Origin of the sequence: Streptomyces zhaozhouensis, from assembly GCF_900230195.1 — a bacterium.
GTDB lineage: Bacteria > Actinomycetota > Actinomycetes > Streptomycetales > Streptomycetaceae > Streptomyces > Streptomyces zhaozhouensis.
In genome coordinates, this window is sequence record NZ_OCNE01000018.1 from 54143 (window position 1) to 75116 (window position 20974).

18 protein-coding genes are annotated in these 20974 nt (G+C 74.2%); 11 read left to right on the plus strand and 7 right to left on the minus strand.

All coding sequences use genetic code 11. The features are described 5' to 3' along the window. Positions 1-113: 113 nt before the first annotated feature. Genes dprA through CRP51_RS22035 form a run of 3 tightly spaced genes read right to left on the minus strand, consistent with a single transcriptional unit; the run spans position 114 to position 3261 of the window. On the minus strand, positions 114-1277 hold the full coding sequence (dprA, locus tag CRP51_RS22025; protein ID WP_097233038.1) for a DNA-processing protein DprA: 1164 nt from the start codon (positions 1275-1277) through the stop codon (positions 114-116). Next, positions 1274-2881, minus strand: a complete 1608-nt coding sequence (locus CRP51_RS22030) for a YifB family Mg chelatase-like AAA ATPase (protein ID WP_097233039.1) — start codon at positions 2879-2881, stop codon at positions 1274-1276. The genes dprA and CRP51_RS22030 overlap by 4 nt, the downstream gene beginning before the upstream one ends. Next, positions 2881-3261 (minus strand): YraN family protein, encoded by a 381-nt coding sequence (locus CRP51_RS22035; protein ID WP_097233040.1) that lies wholly within the window; start codon positions 3259-3261, stop codon positions 2881-2883. The genes CRP51_RS22030 and CRP51_RS22035 overlap by 1 nt, the downstream gene beginning before the upstream one ends. A 495-nt stretch (positions 3262-3756) precedes the next feature. On the opposite strand from CRP51_RS22035, the gene rpsB reads away from it, so the two are divergent. From rpsB to CRP51_RS22060, 5 genes are all read left to right on the plus strand, one after another. After that, positions 3757-4659, plus strand: a complete 903-nt coding sequence (gene rpsB / locus CRP51_RS22040) for a 30S ribosomal protein S2 (RefSeq protein WP_097233041.1) — start codon at positions 3757-3759, stop codon at positions 4657-4659. A 173-nt stretch (positions 4660-4832) separates the two neighbouring features. After that, positions 4833-5669, plus strand: coding sequence for a translation elongation factor Ts (gene tsf / locus CRP51_RS22045; RefSeq protein WP_097233042.1), 837 nt, complete (start codon positions 4833-4835; stop codon positions 5667-5669). Positions 5670-5876: 207 nt separating this feature from the next. Further along, positions 5877-6614 carry a UMP kinase gene (gene pyrH / locus CRP51_RS22050; protein WP_097233043.1) on the plus strand — a complete coding sequence of 246 codons (738 nt, stop codon included), beginning with the start codon at positions 5877-5879 and terminating at the stop codon, positions 6612-6614. Positions 6615-6651: 37 nt separating this feature from the next. Next, on the plus strand, positions 6652-7209 hold the full coding sequence (frr, locus tag CRP51_RS22055) for a ribosome recycling factor (protein ID WP_097233102.1): 558 nt from the start codon (positions 6652-6654) through the stop codon (positions 7207-7209). Beyond that, the gene (locus CRP51_RS22060; protein WP_097233044.1) at positions 7206-8174 is read left to right on the plus strand and encodes a phosphatidate cytidylyltransferase; all 969 of its coding nucleotides are present in this window, start codon (positions 7206-7208) and stop codon (positions 8172-8174) included. The genes frr and CRP51_RS22060 overlap by 4 nt, the downstream gene beginning before the upstream one ends. Before the next feature lie 21 nt (positions 8175-8195). Here CRP51_RS22060 and CRP51_RS22065 read toward each other — a convergent pair whose 3' ends face one another. Both CRP51_RS22065 and CRP51_RS22070 read right to left on the minus strand, forming a co-directional pair. Beyond that, a complete protein-coding gene (locus CRP51_RS22065; RefSeq protein ID WP_097233103.1) occupies positions 8196-8903 on the minus strand; it encodes a response regulator in 708 nt (235 codons plus the stop codon). Then, positions 8900-10108, minus strand: a complete 1209-nt coding sequence (locus tag CRP51_RS22070) for a sensor histidine kinase (RefSeq protein WP_212615970.1) — start codon at positions 10106-10108, stop codon at positions 8900-8902. The genes CRP51_RS22065 and CRP51_RS22070 overlap by 4 nt, the downstream gene beginning before the upstream one ends. A 156-nt stretch (positions 10109-10264) precedes the next feature. Here CRP51_RS22070 and CRP51_RS22075 point away from each other — a divergent pair, with 156 nt between their 5' ends. From CRP51_RS22075 to CRP51_RS30035, 6 genes are all read left to right on the plus strand, one after another. Continuing rightward, positions 10265-11836 carry an alpha/beta hydrolase gene (locus tag CRP51_RS22075; protein ID WP_245880740.1) on the plus strand — a complete coding sequence of 524 codons (1572 nt, stop codon included), beginning with the start codon at positions 10265-10267 and terminating at the stop codon, positions 11834-11836. Positions 11837-11920: 84 nt separating this feature from the next. Next, positions 11921-13042 carry a dual-specificity RNA methyltransferase RlmN gene (rlmN, locus tag CRP51_RS22080; RefSeq protein WP_097233045.1) on the plus strand — a complete coding sequence of 374 codons (1122 nt, stop codon included), beginning with the start codon at positions 11921-11923 and terminating at the stop codon, positions 13040-13042. A 249-nt stretch (positions 13043-13291) separates the two neighbouring features. After that, complete coding sequence (locus CRP51_RS22085; RefSeq protein ID WP_097233046.1) at positions 13292-14374, plus strand: thiamine ABC transporter substrate-binding protein; 1083 nt, start codon at positions 13292-13294, stop codon at positions 14372-14374. Further along, positions 14350-16011 carry an ABC transporter permease gene (locus CRP51_RS22090; protein ID WP_439333206.1) on the plus strand — a complete coding sequence of 554 codons (1662 nt, stop codon included), beginning with the start codon at positions 14350-14352 and terminating at the stop codon, positions 16009-16011. The genes CRP51_RS22085 and CRP51_RS22090 overlap by 25 nt, the downstream gene beginning before the upstream one ends. A 23-nt stretch (positions 16012-16034) precedes the next feature. Further along, a complete protein-coding gene (locus CRP51_RS22095; protein WP_097233047.1) occupies positions 16035-17075 on the plus strand; it encodes an ABC transporter ATP-binding protein in 1041 nt (346 codons plus the stop codon). An 86-nt stretch (positions 17076-17161) separates the two neighbouring features. Further along, the gene (locus CRP51_RS30035) at positions 17162-18748 is read left to right on the plus strand and encodes a family 10 glycosylhydrolase (RefSeq protein WP_097233048.1); all 1587 of its coding nucleotides are present in this window, start codon (positions 17162-17164) and stop codon (positions 18746-18748) included. A 76-nt stretch (positions 18749-18824) separates the two neighbouring features. Here the strand turns inward: CRP51_RS30035 and CRP51_RS22105 are convergent, their stop codons facing one another. Next, the gene (locus tag CRP51_RS22105) at positions 18825-19952 is read right to left on the minus strand and encodes a hypothetical protein (RefSeq protein ID WP_097233049.1); all 1128 of its coding nucleotides are present in this window, start codon (positions 19950-19952) and stop codon (positions 18825-18827) included. Beyond that, positions 19934-20656, minus strand: a complete 723-nt coding sequence (locus CRP51_RS22110; protein WP_097233050.1) for an ABC transporter ATP-binding protein — start codon at positions 20654-20656, stop codon at positions 19934-19936. Before CRP51_RS22110 ends, CRP51_RS22105 begins: the two co-directional genes overlap by 19 nt. Between the last annotated feature and the right edge of the window lie 318 nt (positions 20657-20974).

A 20974-nucleotide genomic window follows, 5' to 3' on the forward strand; every position in this document is an offset into this window, starting at 1 on the left:
GGTGGGGTTCTGTCGACAGAACCCTGTGAGCGTAGCGTGACTGAGAGGTCGCATCGCGCACGCGCCGGGCGGGGACGGATGCGCAGATACGTTCCGCTGGCCGCACGCTGGGCTTACACGCCGCCATGAGCCTTCCCCGCAAGCACCACCCGCGCGTGTCGGGTTGACCCCGGTGGCAACCGCCAGTGCTCGCCCACCCGTTCGACGAAGCCGAGCGCGCACAGCTCGACCAACCGGGCGCGCGCCTCCTCCTCCCCGGCGCACGCGCCCCGCGCGATCTCCGTCAACCCCAGGGAGCCTTCGGCCGGAAGGGCCTCCAACACCCGTGCCGCACGCGGCGCCAGCAGATCGCGCGGCACCAGCGGCTCCGGACCGGGATCGGCCAGCTCCCCGATCTCGCCGACCAGCTCGATGATCTCCGCCGCGCTGCTCACCAGCGTCGCCTCCGAACGGATCAGCCGGTGGGCACCAGCGGAGAGCCCCGATGTCACCGGCCCCGGGACGGCCATCAGATGGCGGCCGAGCCCGGCCGCGTGCCGGGCCGTCGCCAAGGCGCCGCTGCGCCGCGCCGCCTCCACCACGACGGTGCCCCTGGACAGCGCGGCGATCACCCGGTTCCGCTGGATGAAGCGCCCGCGCGTCGGATGGTCGCCCGGCGCCAACTCGGCGATGACCAGCCCCGCACCGGCGATCCGGTCCAGCAACTCCGAGTGCGCCAGCGGATAGCTGACATCCACCCCGCACGCCAACACCGCGACCGTCACCCCCGAGACCGCCAGCGCCCCCCGGTGCGCGGCCCCGTCGATCCCGAAGGCGGCTCCCGACACCACCGTCCATCCCCGCTCCGCCAGGCCGGTCGACAACTCGGCGGCCACATGGGCCCCGTAGTCCGTGCAGGCCCTGGCGCCCACCATGGCCACCGCGCGCAGCCCGACGAACCGCAGCGAGCAGGGGCCGCGCACCCACAGCCCGATCGGCGCCGCCGCCCCCAGATCGGCCAGCTGACCGGGCCACTCCCGATCCCCCGGGCACAGGAACCGGCCGCCCAACTCCCCGATCCGCTCCAGGTCGCGCGCGGGATCGGCCTGCTCGGCGCGCAGTCCGAGCCCCGACCAGCGCTGGGCGCTCACCCCCTCGGGAGCCGGCCGGCCCTTCCGCAGGGCTTCCCACACGGGCTCGGGACCCCACGCGGCGATCAACCTCCCCAGCCGCTCGTCCCCCGGCTCGACGACCCCGGCCAGCGCCGCCCGCGCCAGCCGCTCGCCCGGGGCGGTCACGCGGGGCTCCCGGCGACACCGGCACCGCGCCGCACCCCGGTGCGCAGCTCCAGCGCCGCGTCCACGTCCTCCGCCGTGGGGCGGTCGTGCCCGACGAGGTCGGCGATCGTCCAGGCGACCCGCAGCACCCGGTCCAGGCCACGTGCCGTGAGCAGGCCCCGGTCCATGTCCTGCTCCGCCCGCGCCAGCGCGCCCGGCGTCGGGGCCCAACGGGACCGCAGCGCGTGCCCCGGCACCTCGCTGTTGGTCCCCCAGGGCGTGCCGGCCAGCCGCTCCGCCGCCCGATGCCTCGCGGCCAGCACCCGGCCCGCGACCCGGGCCGTCGACTCGCCGCCGCCCGGGGCGACCAACTCGGCGCGGCTGACCGGCTCCACGGACACCCGCAGGTCGACCCGGTCCAGCAACGGCCCGGACAGCCGGGCCTGGTAGCGCCGCACCGTCCCCGGAAGGCAGTCGCAGTCCCCCAGCGGGGAGCCGAACCGGCCGCACGGGCACGGGTTCGTCGCCATGACCAGCAGCACCCGCGCCGGCATCCGCACCACACCGGCCGCCCTGGCCACCACCACGCACCCCGACTCCAGCGGCTGCCGCAGCGCGTCCAGCGCCTGCCCGCTCATCTCGGCGGCCTCGTCGACGAAGAGCACCCCGTGGTGGGCGAGGGAGATGGCGCCCGGTCTCGGCGTCCCGCTGCCGCCCCCGACCAGGGCGGCCATGGAGGCCGAGTGGTGCGGGGCGCAGTACGGCGGGCGGTCGATCAGCGGGCGGCTGGCCGACAGCGCGCCGCTCACCGAGTGCACCGCGCTGACCTCCAACGACTCCTTCCTGCTCAGTGGCGGCAGCAGCCCGGGAAGCCGCTCGGCGAGCATCGTCTTCCCCGCGCCCGGCGCCCCCTTCAGCAGCAGATGGTGCCGCCCCGCGGCGGCGACCTCCAACGCCCTGCGGGCCAGCGACTGCCCCGAGACGTCCCCGAGGTCCGGCGGCGACTCCGCCACCGCCGGCGCGCCCACGCTCCCCGCCGTCAGGACTCCCCAGCCGTCGAAGCCGGGACCCGTGAGCGCCGGCTCCGGCTCCGCCGGCTCCTCCGGCACCGGCTCGTCGGCGAGGAGCGCGATCAACTGCCGCAGGCTGCGCACCCCGAGCACCGCCACGTCCGGTACGAGCGCCGCCTCGGCGACCGCGCCCTCGGGTACCACCACCTGGCGGTACCCGGCCTCGGCGGCCGTCAGCACCGCGGGCAGCACTCCGCGCACCGGCCGCACCCGCCCGTCCAGCGACAGCTCGCCGATCATCATCACGTCCGCGATCACACGCGGGTCGATCCGCTCGGCCGCGGCCAGCACCGCGCAGGCCACGGCGAGATCGAAGCCGCTGCCGAACTTCGGCACCGAGGCGGGGCTCAGCCCCACCGTCAGCTTCTTCTGCGGCCAGGCCGCCCCCGAGTTGACCACCGCGGCCCGCACCCGGTCGCGGCTCTCGGTGAGCGACTTGTCCGCGAGCCCGACCAGCGAGAACGCCGCCACCCCCGGCTCAAGCCCGGCCTGTACCTCCACGGGCACGCCCTCGACCCCGACCAGGGCCACGGCGCAGGTACGCGCGAACGTCATCACGCCACCCCCCGCACATGCTCGACGCGGGCGGAGCCCCGCCGGGGCAGCAGCACCCCGACCAGATCGATCCGCACCCCGCCCGGCGGCGGCTCCGGATGGACCGCCAGCCACCGCTCTCCCAGCCACCGCTCGGCCAACAGCCGCAGCCGCGCCGCCTGCGCGGGCGACAGCCCCGCCAGCGGAAGCTGGAACCCGCCGGCCCTGCGGGTCTTCACCTCGCAGACGACCAGCGCGGCCCCGGCCCTGTCCTCCGCCACGATGTCGATCTCCCCGGCGCGACAGCGCCAGTTCCTCTCCAGGACGGTCATCCCCGACCGTCGCAGCCTCCGCACGGCGACCTCCTCGCCGAAGCGGCCCAGCGCACCTCGCTCGTTCACGACCGCATCACCTCCGTGACTCACTGTGACGGAGAGGGCGAGACGGAGTGGATCTTGGTGGATAACCTGCCGGCTGTGGATAACCTCGCCACTCGTTCGAGTGGAGAAGCTGTTCGCCGCTCGTCACCGTGGGTAATATCCGAGGGGTGTGGGACGGCCTCCTCGGATCCGTCCGGGCCGCCGTCGCCGGGCGAGTGCGAGACCGCGTGGTCCGCGGGACGCGCGGGGCGTGCGGGCCGGGTTGGGGGCTTAGGTGGCTGTCGCCCGGGCCCGTCCGGTTCCCGTACACTTCTGGTGGCGACCCGGCACCCGGGTCGACCTCGCACGCCCCGCCGTCCGGGGCGCACCGGCCATCCGGTGCGTGTCGGCGGCCGCGCGTCTCGGTCCGTGGGCGGTCGTGACCTTCAGGCCCTCCCGGCTCCGCGCGACAGGGGCGTCAGGAGCACCGGCCTTCCGGCCGGCGCTGACAACCGAGTATGCACAAGGAGAACGGCCATGGCCGTCGTCACGATGCGGGAGCTGCTGGAGAGCGGCGTCCACTTCGGGCACCAGACCCGCCGCTGGAACCCGAAGATGAAGCGTTTCATCTTCACCGAGCGCAACGGCATCTACATCATCGACCTGCTCCAGTCGCTGTCGTACATCGACCGCGCCTACGAGTTCGTCAAGGAGACCGTCGCGCACGGCGGGACCGTCATGTTCGTCGGCACCAAGAAGCAGGCCCAGCAGGCGATCGCCGAGCAGGCGACCCGCGTGGGGATGCCCTATGTCAACCAGCGTTGGCTGGGCGGCATGTTGACCAACTTCTCCACCGTGCACAAGAGGCTCCAGCGCCTCAAGGAGCTGGAGCAGATCGACTTCGACGACGTGGCGGCCTCCGGCCTCACCAAGAAGGAGCTGCTGGTCCTCTCCCGCGAGAAGGCCAAGCTGGAGAAGACCCTCGGCGGTATCCGCGAGATGCAGAAGGTGCCCAGCGCCGTCTGGATCGTGGACACCAAGAAGGAGCACATCGCCGTCGGCGAGGCCCGCAAGCTGAACATCCCGGTGGTCGCGATCCTCGACACCAACTGCGACCCCGACGAGGTCGACTACAAGATCCCGGGCAACGACGACGCGATCCGCTCGGTCACCCTGCTGACCCGGGTGATCGCCGACGGCGTCGCCGAGGGTCTGATCGCCCGCTCCGGCGCCTCCCAGGCGAAGGACGGCGAGAAGCCGGCCGGCGAGCCGCTGCCCGAGTGGGAGCGCGAGCTGCTGACCGGTGCCGAGGAGAAGGCCGCCGAGGCCAAGGCCGAGGAGAAGCCGGCCGAGGAGAAGCCGGCCGAGCCCGCCGCCACCCCGGAGCCGGCGGCCGAGCCCGCCGCCGCCGAGGCGCAGCCGGCCGGCGAGAGCGCCTGACGATCGACGACCGGGCCCGCCAGGCGGGCCCGTCGGCAGACAGCTGAGAGAGCACGGGCGGTGCGGGAAGGCCGGAAAAGGCCCCCGCACCGCCGTCTCCGGTCGGTGCGGCCCACGCTCCGAGCGAGCCCAGCGACCCCAACGACGAGACCCGGGAAGAGAATCACGTAACCATGGCGAACTTCACCGCCGCCGACGTCAAGAAGCTCCGTGAGCTGTCCGGCGCCGGCATGATGGACTGCAAGAAGGCGCTGGACGAGGCCGAGGGCGACGTCACCAAGGCCGTGGAGATCCTGCGCGTCAAGGGCCAGAAGGGCGTGGCCAAGCGCGAGAGCCGCACCGCCGAGAACGGCGCCGTCGTGGCCGTCATCGCCGACGACAACGCCACCGGCGTGCTGGTCGAGCTGAAGTGCGAGACCGACTTCGTGGCCAAGGGCGACAAGTTCCAGGCCGTGGCCCAGCAGGTGGCCGACCACGTCTTCGCCACCGCGCCGGCCGACCTGGACACCCTGCTCGCCTCCGAGATCGAGCCGGGCAAGACCGTCCAGGTGTTCGTCGACGAGGCCAACGCCAACCTCGGCGAGAAGATCGTGCTGGACCGCTTCGCCCGCCTCACCGGCGGCTACGTGGGCAGCTACCTGCACCGCACCAGCCCCGACCTGCCGCCGCAGGTGGGCGTCCTGGTGCAGCTCGCCGACGCCAAGGCCGACGTCGCCAAGGACGTGGCGCAGCACATCGCCGCCTTCTCGCCCACCTACCTGGACCGCGACGAGGTCCCGGCCGAGGACGTGGAGAACGAGCGTCGCATCGCCGAGGCCACCGCCCGCGAGGAGGGCAAGCCCGAGGGCGCGCTGCCGAAGATCGTCGAGGGCCGGGTCAACGGCTTCTTCAAGGAGAAGGTCCTGGTTGACCAGCCCTTCGCCAAGGACAACAAGAAGTCCGTGCAGAAGGTCCTCACCGAGGCCGGCACCTCGATCCAGGGCTTCGCCCGCTTCCGCGTCGGCGCCTGATCCCGTTCGGTCGGCGGCCGTCTCCTGACGCGCCGCCGACCGCAGGGCGGTCATGTCCCGGCTATTGTCGGGCGGAAGGCCGTCGGGCCGCGCGAGCAGTCGCGGCGGCCGGGCGACCGCAGTTGTGACGAGGAGGCCATTGCCGTACAGGGGAACCGCAAGGTCCGCCGGCAGTGGCCTCCTTGGCGTGTGCACGAGGAGAGTGGCATGAACCAGGACGACAAACCCCGCCGTTTCCTGCTGAAGCTGTCGGGTGAGGCATTCGCGGGCGGCGGCGGGCTCGGTGTCGATCCCGATGTCGTGCACAAGATGGCCAGAGAGATCGCGGCCGTGGTGCGGGACGGCGCGCAGATCGCGGTGGTGATCGGCGGCGGCAACTTCTTCCGCGGCGCCGAGCTCCAGCAGCGCGGCATGGACCGCGCCCGCTCCGACTACATGGGCATGTTGGGCACGGTGATGAACTGCCTCGCGCTCCAGGACTTCCTGGAGAAGGAGGGCATCGACTCCCGGGTGCAGACCGCCATCACGATGGGCCAGGTCGCCGAGCCCTACATCCCGCTGCGCGCCGTGCGCCACCTGGAGAAGGGGCGCGTGGTCATCTTCGGCGCCGGCATGGGGATGCCCTACTTCTCCACCGACACCACCGCCGCGCAGCGGGCGTTGGAGATCCACGCCGAGGCGCTGCTCATGGGCAAGAACGGCGTGGACGGGGTCTACGACTCCGACCCGGCGCGGAACGCGGACGCCGTGAAGTACGACGCCCTGGACTACGCCGAGGTGATCACCAGGGACCTGAAGGTCGCCGACTCGACCGCGATCACCCTGTGCCGGGACAACCAGTTGCCCATCCTGGTCTTCGAGCTGCTCGCGGAGGGCAATATCGCCCGTGCGGTAAAGGGTGAGAAGATCGGCACACTCGTCAACAGCCAGGGCCGGCGGGCCTGACGGCCCGTCAGCGCACACATCGAACCAGGAGCACGTGGTGATCGAAGAAGCCCTCCTCGAAGCCGAGGAGAAGATGGAGAAGGCGGTCGTGGTCGCCAAGGAGGACCTGGCCGCGATCCGCACCGGCCGTGCCCACCCGGCGATGTTCAACAAGATCGTGGCCGAGTACTACGGGACGATGACCCCGATCAACCAGCTCGCCTCGTTCTCCGTTCCGGAGGCGCGGATGGCGGTGGTAACCCCGTTCGACAAGTCGTCGCTGCGCAACATCGAGCAGGCGATCCGGGACTCCGACCTGGGGGTCAACCCGACCAACGACGGTCATATCATCCGCGTGGTCTTCCCGGACCTGACCGAGGAGCGCCGCAAGGAGTTCATCAAGGTCGCCAAGACCAAGGGTGAGGACGCCAAGATCTCCATCCGCGGGGTCCGGCGGAAGGCCAAGGAGACGATCGACAAGGCGATCAAGGACGGCGACGTCGGCGAGGACGAGGGCCGGCGCGGCGAGAAGGAGTTGGACGACACCACCTCCAAGTACGTGGCGCAGGTCGACGAGTTGCTCAAGCACAAGGAGTCCGAGCTGCTGGAGGTCTGAGCGGTCGGGCACCGCGTGGCGATGTGACCGACCAGGATCGCGAAAGATCAGGACCGAGAGAGACTCTGTCATCCGTGAACGAATCAACCTGGGGGCCGACCCCGGCCACCGGGCGGGCACCGGCCGAACCCCCGGCCCCTCCGCGGAAGAAGCGCGCCGGGCGTGACCTGCGGGCCGCCGTGGGGGTCGGGGTGGGGCTCGGCGCCGTGGTCCTCGCCGCGCTCTTCGTCTACCGGCCCGCCTTCCTCGTCGTGATAGCGGCGGCCGTGGTCGTCGGCCTGTGGGAGCTGTCCACCCGACTCGTCGAACGCAAGGGCGTCCGGGTGCCTCTGGTGCCGCTGGCGCTGGGCGGCGTGGCCACCGTGGTGGCCGGCTACCTCGGGGGGACCGAGGGCGCCTGGTCGGCGATGGCGCTGACGGTGCTCGCCACCTGCCTGTGGCGGATGTTCTCCTCCCCGGAGAACTACCTGAGGGATGTCACCGCAGGCGTCTTCGCCGCGTTCTACGTGCCGTTCCTGGCCAGCTTCGTGGCGCTGATGCTGGCGGCCGACGACGGGCAGTGGCGGGTGGCGGTCTTCATACTGCTCACCGTCGTCAGCGACACCGGCGCGTACGCCGTCGGCTGGCGGTTCGGCCGCTCCAAGCTCGCGCCCCGGATCAGTCCCGGCAAGACCAGGGAGGGGCTGGCCGGCGCGGTGTTCTTCGCCGCTGTCGCCGGCGCCCTCTCGATGATGTGGCTGATCGACGACGGCACCTGGTGGCAGGGCGTGCTGCTGGGCCTCGGGGTGGCGATCAGCGCGACGCTGGGCGACCTCGGCGAGTCGATGATCAAGCGGGACCTGGGCATCAAGGACATGGGGTCGCTGCTGCCGGGACACGGCGGGATCATGGACCGGCTGGACTCGTTGCTGCCCACGGCCCCGGTGGTCTGGCTGCTGCTCGCGGTCTTCGTCGGCGTCGAGTAGCGCCCCCGCCCCCGCGCGCGTTCACCGCTGCGGGGTGAGCCCGGCGTCGTGGACGAGCAGGGCGATCTGCACGCGGTTCCTCAGGTCGAGCTTGGTGAGGATCGCCGAGACATGGGTCTTGACGGTGGCCAGGCCGAGGTGGTGGCGGGCGGCTATCTCGGCGTTGGAGTGTCCGGCACCGACGTCCAGGGCCACGGTGCGCTCGCGCGGCGCGAGGGAGTCGAGCCGCCGGCGTGCCGCGTCCGCGCGGGCGTCGTGCGGCGGCGGCGCGGACACGGCGCGGTCGATCAGCCGGCGGGTGACCTCGGGGGAGAGCACCGGCCTGCCGTCGGCGGCCTGGCGGATGGCGACGACGAGTTCTGCGGGCGGGGTGTCCTTCAGCAGGAACCCGGCCGCGCCCGCGCGCAGGGCCCGCAGCACGTGGCCGTCCGAGTCGAATGTGGTGAGCACGACGACCCGCGCCGCCGGGGCGCGGACGCGCAGGGCCTCGGTGGCGGAGATGCCGTCGACGCCCGGCATCCGGATGTCCATCAGGACGACGTGGGGGCGGTGCCGCACGGTCAACTCGACGGCGCGGGCGCCGTCCTCGGCCTCGGCGACCACCCGCAGATCGGCGGCGCCCCGCAGCATCACCGTCAGTCCGAAGCGCACGACCGGGTCGTCGTCGGCGACGAGCACGTCGACGGTCGCGTCGCCCGCCGGGTCGGCACCCGGTGCCTGACTGGTCATGTCGACCACGGTAGCCGGACGGCCAACCGCCATCCGCCGCCGCCCGTCGGGCCGTGCCGGAGGTCGCCGCCGACCAGCGCGACCCGTTCGGCCAGCCCGAGCAGCCCGGCCCCCGCGCCGGGCGGCGCCGTCGCGGGCCGCCCCGGGGGGCGCCCGTTGACGACCTCGGCGCTCAGTCCGGTGCCCGGTTCCGCGGTGCCCGGTTCCGCGGTGCCCGGTTCCGCGGTGATCGTGACGTCGACGGTCGCGGTGGGCGCGTGCTTGCGGGCGTTGGTCAACCCCTCCTGCACGAAGCGGTAGAGGGTGCGGCCGACCGCCGTGGGCACCGGGTGGGCGCCGGTGGAGACGCCGGCTTCGTCGCGCAGCCGGACGACGGCGCCGGCGCGGTCGGCCTCCTCGACGAGCTCGGCGATGTCGGTGGCCTCCGGGAGCGGCACGTCGCCCTCCGGGGCGCGCAGCACCGCGATGACCTCCCGCAGGTCCCGCAGCGCGCGGTGGGCGTTCTCCCGGATCAGCTCGGCGGCCCGCCGCGTCTCCTCGGCGGTGGCCTCGCGGTGGTAGGCCAACGCGCCCGCGTTGACGGTGAGCAGCGACAGCCGGTGGCCGAGGACGTCGTGCATCTCCCGTGCCAGAGCCTCGCGGGCCTCGTGGCGGGCGTGCTCGGTGCGCAGCCGCGCCTCGGTCTCGGCGGCGCGGGCCCGTGCGCGCAGCGCGGCGATGAGCCGGCGGTGGCTGCGCACCAGCAGCCCCCACCCGACGACGGCGACATGCACGGTCACGATCCAGGTCAGGAACATCCAGGCGGACAGCAGGGGGTTCGGCCGCAGCACCTGGTAGACGCCGTGCGCGAGGACGCTGGCCACGGCGAGCGGCAGGGTCTCGCGCGCCGTCCGGTGCACGGCCACGGTGAAGAGCACGGCCAGCGCGGCGGCCGAGGTGGTCTCGAAGACCGCGGTCGACGCGATCAGGACGACGCCGAGCACCAGCGGGGCGCGGCGCCGCCACCACAGCGCGAGAGCGCCGAACACCCCGGCGACGGCGTCGAGGTCCATCACCCAGCGGGGCTCCGTCGGCGCGATGTCCCGCCGCAGCACCGTCACCGCGACCCCGACCGCGACGGTCAGGACGAACAGCCCGCCGTCGGCCAGCCGGTCACGGGTCGCCCGGTGCGCGTTCTCATCCCCTCGCTCTTCCCCTCGGTCCACGACCGCGACCCTAGGCGGCGGCGACGCGCCGCCACCTCCCCCCGAAGTCGGAGCCCCGGCTCCGACTTCGGTCGGCGACCCGAGACCGCCGGCGGATCCGGGCCGGTGCCGCGCGGTCCTAGCGTCGGCGGGCACCACGACCCGAGTCACCCGTCGTTGAGGAGAACTCCGTGCTTCGTTCGCGTTCGAGACGGCGTCATCGCGGCCGCCACACTGCTGCTGGCGGGCGCCTGCGCGACGACGGACCAGGACGCCCCGCCCGGGGAGTCGCCGCCGGATCTGTCCGAGTTCCACGAGCAGTCCGTCGCGTTCGAGCCGTGCGCGCCCTACGCGACGACCGCCGCGGACGAGGAGCTGTTCGCCGACGAGCGCCTGGAGTGCGCCCGGGTGCGCGTGCCGTGGGACTACGACGACCCGGAGGGGGCGAGCGGCGAGATCGCCCTGCTGCGGATCCCGGCCAGCGGGGAGAAGATCGGCTCGCTGCTGGTCAACCCGGGCGGTCCCGGGGGTTCCGGGATGAACCTGGTCGCCGCGATGGCCGCCTCGAACCCCCTGTGGACGGAGGGGACGATCGGCCAGCGGTTCGACGTGGTCGGCTTCGATCCGAGGGGGGCGGGGGCCTCGCTGCCCCGGGTGGACTGCTTCACCGACGAGGAGCAGGACCGCGGCGAGGGCTTCGACGACGGTCTTGAGGTCGACACCGTGCCCGACGCGGAGACGGCGGCCGAGGTCGCGCGGCGGTGCGCGGAGGGCGCGGGCGGGGACGGGGCGCTGGCCGGCGTCAGCACCCGGGAGATCGCGCGGGACATGGACGTGCTGCGCGCGGCGCTGGGCGACGAGAAGCTGACCTACCTCGGCTACAGCTACGGAACGGAGCTGGGCGCGGTCTACGCGGAGGCGTTCCCCGAGCGGGTGCGGGCGATGGTGCTGGACGGCGCCGTCGACCCGGCGAAGAGCGCGGACGAGCTGTTGATCGCCCAGGCGGCCGCGGGGCAGGAGGGCTTCGACCGGCTGGTGGAGGAGTGCGCCGCCGAGGCGGACTGCCCGCTGGGCACCGATCCTGCCCGCGGGACCGAGGAGTTCCAGGCGCTGACGCGTCCGCTGCGCGAGGAGCCGGCGCCCACCGCCGACGGGCGCGGGCTGGGGTACGACCTGGCGATCACCGGCACGCTGGCCGGACTGCGGAGCGAGTCGCTGCGGGCCCAGCTCGTCGAGGCGCTCGCCGAGCTGGCCGAGGGGCGGGGCGACGGGCTGCTCGCGTTGAGTGACCTGATCAACGACCGGGGCCCGGACGGGCGTTACCGCGGCACGATGGGGGCCTTCACGGCCGTGCGGTGCATGGACTGGCCGCGCCGGACGCCGGAGGAGCTGGCCGAGCGGGGACGCCTGGTGCGGGAGGCCGCCCCGATGCTCGACGACGGCCGGCCGGTGGGGGAGCGCCACCACGTGTGCGAGGCGTGGCCGGCGCCGCCGACGCGGTCAGGACCCTATGTCTCGGGCGACGTCGACCTGCCGCCGACGCTGACCGTGTCGGTCACCGGGGACGTGGCCACCCCGCACCAGGGCGGGGTCAACCTGGCGCGGGCCCTGGGCGGGAGCCTGCTGACCGTGGAGGGCGCGCAGCACGGCGCGGCGCTGACCAGGCCCCACGCGTGCATCGACGCGATCGTCGTCGACTACCTGGTCGGTCTGGAGACCCCGCCCGACGGCGCGCGCTGCGCGCTGTAGCCGACGGGGTGCGGCACCGGCGGTGCCGCACCCCGTCCCGGGCGTGGCGCACGGGTGTCCGGCAGCGTGCCACAATCGACTGTTGTGTCTAGTCTTCCCCTTGTCTTCGATGCCCCCAAGCGCGGCCTCCCGCCGCGCCATCTGGCGGACCTGTCCTCGGACGAGCGCGCCGCGGCCGTCGCCGAGCTGGGGGAGAAGCCCTTCCGGGCCAAGCAGCTTTCCCACCACTACTTCTCCCGGCTGACCGTCGCCCCGGAGGAGATGACCGACATCCCGGCCGCCTCCCGGAAGCGGCTGGTGGACGCGCTGATGCCGCCGCTGCTCACCGAGGTCCGCGCGCTGGCGTGCGACGACGGCGCGACGCGCAAGACGCTGTGGCGCGCGCACGACGGCACGCTGCTGGAGAGCGTGCTGATGCGCTACCCGGACCGCGCCACGCTGTGCATCTCCAGCCAGGCGGGCTGCGGGATGGCGTGCCCGTTCTGCGCGACGGGCCAGGCGGGTCTGGACCGCAACCTCTCGACGGCCGAGATCGTCGACCAGGTGCGCTCGGCCGCCGCCGTGATGCGGGACGGGCTGATGGTCGACGAGGCGGGGGCCCCGAGCCCGGGGCGGCTGTCCAACATCGTCTTCATGGGCATGGGCGAACCGCTGGCGAACCTGGCCCGCGTGATACGCGCGGTGCGGCGGATCACCGACCCGGCGCCGGCGGGGCTCGGCATCTCGCAGCGGTCGGTGACGGTCTCCACGGTGGGTCTCGCGCCGGCGATCCGGAAGCTGGCGGACGAGCGGATGCAGGTGCGGCTCGCGGTGTCGCTGCACACCCCGGACGACGAGCTGCGGGACACCCTGGTCCCGGTCAACAACCGGTGGCCGGTGTCGGAGGTGCTGGACGCGGCGCGGTACTACGCGGACACCTCGGGCCGCCGGGTGTCGATCGAGTACGCGCTGATCCGGGACGTGAACGACCAGCCGTGGCGGGCCGAGCTGCTGGCGAAGCGGCTGCGGAAGCACCTGGGGCAGCTGGTCCACGTCAACGTGATCCCGTTGAACCCGACGCCCGGCTCCCAGTGGGACGCCTCCCCGAAGCCGGTGGAGCGGGAGTTCGTGCGGCTGGTCAACGCGGGCGGCGTGGCCTGCACGGTGCGCGACACCCGGGGGCAGGAGATCGCCGCCGCCTGCGGCCAGCTCGCCGCCGAGGGCTGAGCCCGCCGGGACCCGGTGCGCGCGCCGGTCCGCCGGGTCGGCGCGTGGCACGTGCTGTTATCGTGGGCGTTCGAACATGTGTGTATCGACCGCGCGCTCCGGCGCGCGGAATCCGACAGGGGAGCGCTCGCAGCGCTGAGAGTGCGGCACCGGCCGCAGACCCTCGAACCTCGCCCAGGTCATGCTGGGTAGGAAGTTCGGACCTCCTCTCGTGCTGCCCGCGTCCGCCCGCGCGTAGAAAGCGACGTCATGCAGCGCAGCAGCATCCACCGGGCCACGGCCGCCCTGCTCGTCCTCGGACTCGGCGCGCTCACCGCCTGCGGTTCCGACGGTGGCGGTGACGAGGGCGAGGGCTCGGGCGGCGACGAGGTGGTGCTGGTCACCCACGAGTCGTTCCTGGTCTCCGACGCCGTGCTGGAGCGGTTCACCGAGGAGACCGGCCACCGCGTGAAGCTGCTGCGCGCCGGCGACGCGGGCGTGGTCGTCAACCAGGCGGTGCTCTCCGCCGGCAACCCGCAGGGCGACGTGCTCTTCGGCGTGGACAACACCCTGCTCTCCCGCGCCCTGGAGGCCGGGATCTTCACCCCGCACGAGGCGGCGGGGCTGGAACACGTCCCGGCCGAGCTCCGGTTGGACGACGAGAAGCACCGGGTCACCCCGGTCGACACGGGCGACATCTGCGTCAACTACGACCGCGCCTGGTTCGAGGAGCACGACCTCGCCCCGCCGCGCACCCTTCAGGACCTGGCCGACCCGGCCTACGCCGACCTGCTGGTGGTGCAGAACGCGGCCACCTCCTCGCCGGGGCTCGGCTTCCTGCTCGCCACCGTCGCCGCCTTCGGCGAGGACGGCTGGGGCCCGTACTGGGAGTCGCTGCGGGAGAACGGCGTCGAGGTGGTCGAGGGCTGGGAGCAGGCGTACAACGAACGCTTCTCCGGCGCCGGCCAGGGCGGCGACCGGCCGCTGGTCGTCTCCTACGCCAGCAGCCCGCCGGCCGGCGTGGTCTACGGCGGCGACGAGCGGCCCGAGGAGGCGCCGACCGGGGTGGCGACGGAGACCTGCTTCCGGCAGGTCGAGTTCGCCGGGCTGCTGGAGGGCGCGGCCAACGAGGAGGGCGGCCGGGCGCTGCTGGACTTCCTGCTGGGGCTGCCGTTCCAGGAGGACATGCCGCTGAGCATGTTCGTGCGGCCGGCGCGTGAGGACGCGGCGCTGCCGGAGGAGTTCACCCGGTATGCCGAGCCCGTGGACGAGGTCCACGAGGTGGCGCCCGAGGAGATCGCCGCGCACCGGGACGAGTGGATCGACGAGTGGACCGACCTGGTCGTCAGGTGACGCGCTCCGCCCTGGTCAGGGGCGCGCTGCTGGCGGCGCCCCTGCTGTTCTTCGTCGTCTTCTTCGGCTATCCGGTGACCGCGATCGTCGGGCGTGGACTGCGGGAGGACGGCGGCTGGCAGTGGGACCGGCTGACGGAGGTGGTGGGGGACCCCGGCACGCTGCGGGTGCTGTGGTTCACCTGCTGGCAGGCGGCGGCCTCCACCGTGTTGACGCTGGTGCTGGCGCTGCCGGCCGCCTATGTCTTCGCGCGGCTGCGGTTCCCCGGCCGCCGGGTGCTGCACGCCGCCGTGACCGTGCCGTTCGTGCTGCCGACCGTGGTGACGGGTGCGGCGTTCCTGGCCCTGGTGGGGCGGGGCGGGGTGCTGGACGACGCGTTCGGCGTGCGGCTGGACGACGGGGTGTGGGCGATCCTGCTGGCGCACGTCTTCTTCAACTACGCGGTCGTGGTGCGCACGGTCGGCGGGCTGTGGGCGCAGTTGGACCCGCGGCAGGAGGAGGCGGCGCGGGTGCTGGGCGCCGGGCGGCTGGCCGCGTGGCGGCGGGTGACGCTGCCGGCGTTGACGCCCTCGGTGGCGGCGGCGGCGCTCATGGTCTTCCTCTTCACCTTCACCTCGTTCGGGGTGATCCAGATCCTGGGCACGCCGGACCGGGCGACGCTGGAGGTGGAGATCTACCGGCAGACGGCGCAGCTGCTGCGGCTGGACACGGCCGCCGTGCTCACGTTGGTCCAACTGACGGCCGTGGTCGCGCTGTTGGTGACACACCGGCTGGTGACGCGGCGGCGGGTTGGCGCGCTGCGGCTGGTCGACCCCGCGGGCACGGCGCGTCCGCCGCGCGGTTGGGCGCAGTGGACGGCGCTGGGCGGGGTGCTGGCGACCGTGGCGCTGCTGCTCGCGCTGCCGCTCGGCGTGCTGGTGGAACGGTCGTTGGCCGGCCCGGACGGCTACGGGCTGCACCACTACCGGGCGTTGGCGCACGCCGACGGGACGTTTCTGGTGGCGCCGGCGGAGGCGGTGGGGAACTCGCTGCGGTTCGCCGCCGCGGCGACGGCGATCGCGCTGCTGGTCGGCGGCTGCGCGGCCGTCGCGCTGACCCGGCGGGCCGGGCGGCTGACCAGGGGGTTCGACGCGCTGCTGATGCTGCCGCTCGGCACCTCCGCGGTGACCGTCGGCTTCGGCTTCCTGATCGCGCTGGACGAGCCGCCGCTGGATCTGCGGTCGTCGTGGGTCCTGGTGCCGTTGGCCCAGGCGCTGGTGGGCGTGCCGTTCGTGGTGCGGGTGCTGGTGCCGGTGCTGGGCGCGGTGGACGAGCGGCTGCGGGAGGCGGCGGCCGTGCTGGGGGCCTCGCCGTGGCGGGCCTGGCGCGCGGTGGACCTGCCGCTGGTGTGGCGATCCGCGCTGGTGGCCGGCGGCTTCGCGTTCGCCGTCTCGCTGGGCGAGTTCGGCGCCACCGTCTTTCTCGCGCGGCCCGACGAGCCGACGCTGCCGGTCGCGGTCGCCCGGCTGCTGGGGCGCGCGGGGGCGGAGAACTACGGGCAGGCGATGGCGCTGAGTGTGGTGCTGATGCTGGTCTGCACGGTGACCCTGCTGTCGCTGGAACGGCTGGCGCCGAGTCGTTCCGCCGGGACCTTCTGACGCGGTGGGAGACGGAGAACGGGATGAGCCTGCTGGAACTGGACGGGGTGCGCGTGCGCTACGGCGCGCGCGCCGCGTTGGACGGCGTGCGGCTGTCGGTGGCCGAGGGCGAGGTGGTGTGCGTGCTGGGGCCCAGTGGCAGCGGCAAGTCGACGCTGCTGCGGGCGGTCGCGGGGCTGACGCCGGTGGACGAGGGCGTGGTGCGGCTGTCCGGCCGCGACCAGCGCGGGGTGCCGGCGCACCGGCGTGGCCTGGGGCTGATGTTCCAGGACCACCAGCTGTTCCCGCAGCGCGACGTGGCCGGCAACATCGCCTTCGGCCTGCGGACGCGGCGGCGGTCACGGCGGGAGGCGGCCGGGCGGGTGGCCGAGCTGCTCGACCTCGTCGGGCTGCCGGGCGCCGAGCGCCGCGCCGTCGCCTCGCTCTCCGGCGGTGAGCAGCAACGGGTGGCGTTGGCACGGGCGTTGGCGCCCGATCCACGGCTGCTGATGCTGGACGAGCCGCTGGGGCAGCTCGACCGGGATCTGCGGGAGCGGTTGGTGGTGGAGCTGCGGCAGCTCTTCGGCCGGCTCGGCAGCACGGTGCTGGCCGTCACCCACGACCAGGGGGAGGCGTTCGCGCTGGCCGACCGGGTGGTGGTGATGCGCGACGGGCGGGTGGTGCAGGTCGGGGGCCCGGTCGAGGTGTGGCGGCGGCCGGCCGACGCGTTCGTGGCGCGTTTCCTCGGCTTCCGCAATGTGGCGCGGGCGCGCGTCGATGCGAAGGGGGCGCGCACGCCGTGGGGCGCGCTGCCGGCGCCCGCGGGCACCGCGCCGGGGGAGCGGACCCTGCTGGTGCGGCCCTCGGGGGTGCGGCTGACGCCGCCGGAGGACGCGTCGCTGACCGCGGAGGTGACGGCCCGCACCTTCCGGGGCGACCACGTGCTGCTGCTGCTCGAACCCGCCGGGGGCGCGCCGCCGTTGGAGGCGTCCTGCCCGCTGCGCGCGGCGCCGGGGGTGGGGGAGCGGGTCGGGGTGCGCTTCGAAGCGGAGGAGATCGTGGTGCTGCCCGATCAACTTCCATAAAGAGGTGAAAGTTTTCGTCTATGCGGGCTGCTTCTGGCGAAGTAAATTGTCGGCGCAGTCGTCAACTCCCCCCTGGAGAAACCCGCATGAGACGCACTCTGCTGACCCCCCTCGCCTGCGTCGGCGTCCTGCTGGGCGGCCTCGCCGCGGCCGGCCCCGCGGCGGCCGAGACGCCCCGGGCCGAGGAGCCCGCGCCGGAGCAGTGGCGCGGCTACTGGGTCGACGCGTTCAACGAGGGCATCTACACCCCCGAGCAGGTCAGCACGCTGATCGAGGACGCCGAGGCGATCAACGCCAACGCGCTGATCGTGCAGACCGCCCGCCGCTACGACTGCTTCTGCAACCGCGCGCTCTACCCGCGCACCGACGCGGCGATCGACCCCGCGCCCTACGACCCGCTGGACGAGGTGATCCGCCAGGCGCACGCCGCCGACCTGGAGGTGCACGCCTGGGTCAACGTCAACACCCTCTGGAACTCGGCGACCCCGCCCACCTCGCCCGACCACGTGTACCACCAGCACGGGCCGAGCGCCGAGGGCGCCGACCGCTGGCTGAACCGGCAGTTCGACGGCACCGAACTCGTCGGCGCCAACGCCTACATCGACCCGGGCCACCCGGACGCCGTCGACTACATCGAGTCCGCGATCCGCAGCATCGTCGCCGAGTACGACGTGGACGGCATCAACCTGGACTACGTCCGCTACCCCGACGGCAGCGCGGAGACCACCCACAGCGACTGGGGCTACAACGAGGTGTCGCTGGCCAGGTTCCAGGCCGCGACCGGCCGCGACGACGTGCCGGCCCCCGAGGACGCCGCCTGGAGCGACTGGCGCCGGGACCAGGTGACCAACCTGGTGCGCCGGATCTATCTGGGCGTCTGGGAGGAGAACCCGCGGGCGCGGCTGTCGATGGACGCCATCACCTACGGCAACGGGCCGAGCGCCGTGGGCGGGTTCGAGGAGACCCGCACCTACCGCGAGGTGCTCCAGGACTGGGCCGGCTGGCTCGACGAGGGGATCATGGACACGGTCGTGGCCATGAACTACAAGCGCAACTGGCAGCCCGACCAGGAGGCGATGTTCGCCGAGTGGTCCGAGTTCCTCGCCGACGTCCAGGGCGACCGGCAGGCCGTGAACGGGCCCGCGCTCTATCTCAACACCGTCGCCGACAGCCTCGAACAGGCCCGTCTCGCCCTCGCCCCCACGGCCGCCGGCAACACCGTCGCCGGCTGGAGCGGCTACGCCTACGCCAGCCCCTCGATGGACGTGCCCGACACCCCGGCCGCCGAGGAGCGTGCCGCGCTCGCCGAGGCGTTGACCACAGGCCCCGGCGCGCCGTTCGCCGGGGACGCCACGGTGCCGGAGATGGACTGGAAGACCGCGCCCGACGAGGGCCATCTGACCGGCGAACTGGCGCTGCGCGACGGCACCCCGCTGGACGGCGCCGAGGTCACCCTGGTGCCGCTGGGCGGCGGGGAGCGGCGCGCGGCGGTCGCCGACGGCTCGGGCTGGTTCGGCTTCGCCCACGTGCCGCCCGGCCGCTACCTGGTGCGGGTCGACCCGCCCGAGGGCACGGTCGGCGTCCCGGTGCTGCCGGCCAGGGTCGGCGCGGGCGGGATCGCCGACGTGGAGTTCCCGCCGTTCCTCTCGCTGCCCACCCGACCCGGGAGCTGACGTCACCCTCCCCTGACCGTTCCCGGAACCGTGAACGGCCCCCGAGCGCGCGCTCGGGGGCCGTTCGCCGCGTGTCTCAGGCGCCGGCCGCCAGCAGCAGCAGCTCGGCGGCGCACCAGCTCAGCGGCGCGAAGACCGCCGCGAGGGCGGCGCCCCGCAGCGCCGCCGCCGCGCGCAGCGTGCGGCGCGGGGTGCCGATCCGCTCCAGCGCCGCCAGCGCCTCGCTCCGCTCGCCCCGCAGCTGCTCGGCGACGGTCGCCACGCTGCCCACCGCGGCCACCAGCACCACCGCCGTGCCCAGGGCCCCGAAGAAGCCGAACTCGCCCAGCGCCCCCAACCGTTCGGCCGCCAGCACGGCGGCGACCGCCACCGTCAGCGCGCCCACCGGCCGGCCCAGCCGCCGCGCCTCGTCGGCCAGGCCCCGGCCGGCCAGCAGCCGCAGCGCCGACGGCTGGCCGAAGGCCAGCGCCCGCCCGCACAGATAGCTCAGCGCGGGCGCGGCCAGCACCACCCCGACCCCGATCAGCAGCCAGCCGCCCACCACCCCGAACGGCACCGTGTCCAGCGGCGCCGGCAGCGGCAGCCAGCCGCTCCCCGGCTCCGCCGCCGGCTCGCCGGCCAGCGTGCCGAGCGCCAGACCGCCGGCGATCATCGCCGTGCCCCACGGCAGCCCGGCCGGCGCCGGCATCGGCGCCCCCGCGCCGCGCACCGCGAGCGCCGAGGCGCCGGCCGCCGTCGCCGGCGCCACCGCCAGCAGCGTCAGGGCGGCGGCCATCGGCAGCGAACCACCCCCGTGCAACGGCCCGACGGCCGCCCCGTCGAACGGCAGCCGGGACAGGTCGCCCCGCAGCTGGAGGAAGACGAGCAGCGCCAGCACGCTGCCCGCCAGCCCCGCCACCGCCGTGGAGAGCGCCGCCAGCACCGGCAGCCTCGCGCGGCCGAGACCGGCCGCGTTCAGCCCGGAGCGCGGCAGCCCCGCCGGGTCGGCCCGCGCGACGGCGACCGCCAGTTGCGCGGTGAAGGCGAGCGGCACCGCGCACCACAGCAGCCGCAGCGCGGCCAGCCGGCCGTCGCCGGGCTGGGCCGCCGCGCCCGCCAGGGCGCCGAGCAGCAGAAAGCCGACGCCCGCCGTCGCGCTCGCCAGCAGCAGCCGGCGGGCCAACGTCGCGGGGTCCGCGCCTCGGGCTAGCCGGAGAGCGAGCATGGCACCCCGTCCTCCTCCACGGTCTCGGCGGCGGTCGCCCGCCCGTCCTCCAGCGCGACGCACCGGTCGGCGAGCGTCGCCACCTCGGGGTCGTGGCTGGCCAGCACCACCGTGATCGCGTGGGTGCGGCCCGCCGTGGTCAGGGTGCGCAGCACCTGCGCCCGGTCGGCCCGGTGCAGCGGCGCCGTCGGCTCGTCGGCGAAGAGCACGTCCGGCTTGTGCGCCAACGCCCGTGCGAGGGCGACCCGTTGGCGCTGCGCCTGGCGCAGCGCGCCGGGCCGCAGCCGGGCGCAGTCGGCGACGTCGAGCCGCTCCAACCACTCGGAGACCGTCCGGCGCGCCTCGCGCCCGCCGACGCCGGAGAGCAGCAGCGGCAGCGCCGCGTTCTCCCAGGCGGTCAGCTCGGGCACCAGCCGGGGGGTCTCGCCGACCCAGCCGAAGCGCTCGCGGCGCAGCCGGTCCACCGAGGCGGGGGCCAGCCGGTGGACGGGGACGCCGTTGAACCACACCTCGCCGGCGTCGGGCCGCAGCTGCCCCGAGAGGCAGTCCAGCAGGGTGGACTTGCCGGCGCCGCGCGGGCCGGTGACGGCCAGGATCTCGCCCTGCCGCACCCCGAGGGAGACGCCGAGCAGCGCGGGTGAGCCGCGGTGGGCGTGCTCCAGATCGCGCGCCCAGAGGACTTCTTCGTTGTCGGGTGGGGCCATCGTTCGGGGCACCTTCCGCTGGGTTCGCACGGCCGTCGCCCGCCCCGTCCGCCGGAACGAGGGCACGCCGGCCGTGTCCGACACCCCTGCACGCTGGCACAGCGCCCCCTCCGCCGATCATCCGACGCGTCGGATGATGCGAGGAATCCACCGGACGGTGGACACCGCGCGTCCGCGCCCGGGAGCGGGGACGGGTCTTCCCGGCCCCGAACGGAAGAAGTTTTCCTCCGGGGTGCCGCGACGCAAGGTTCTTCCGGCCGGAAGGCCCGTACGACGCCGGATCTCTCGATCGCGCGCTGTCGCGCGGCGGGCCCCTGG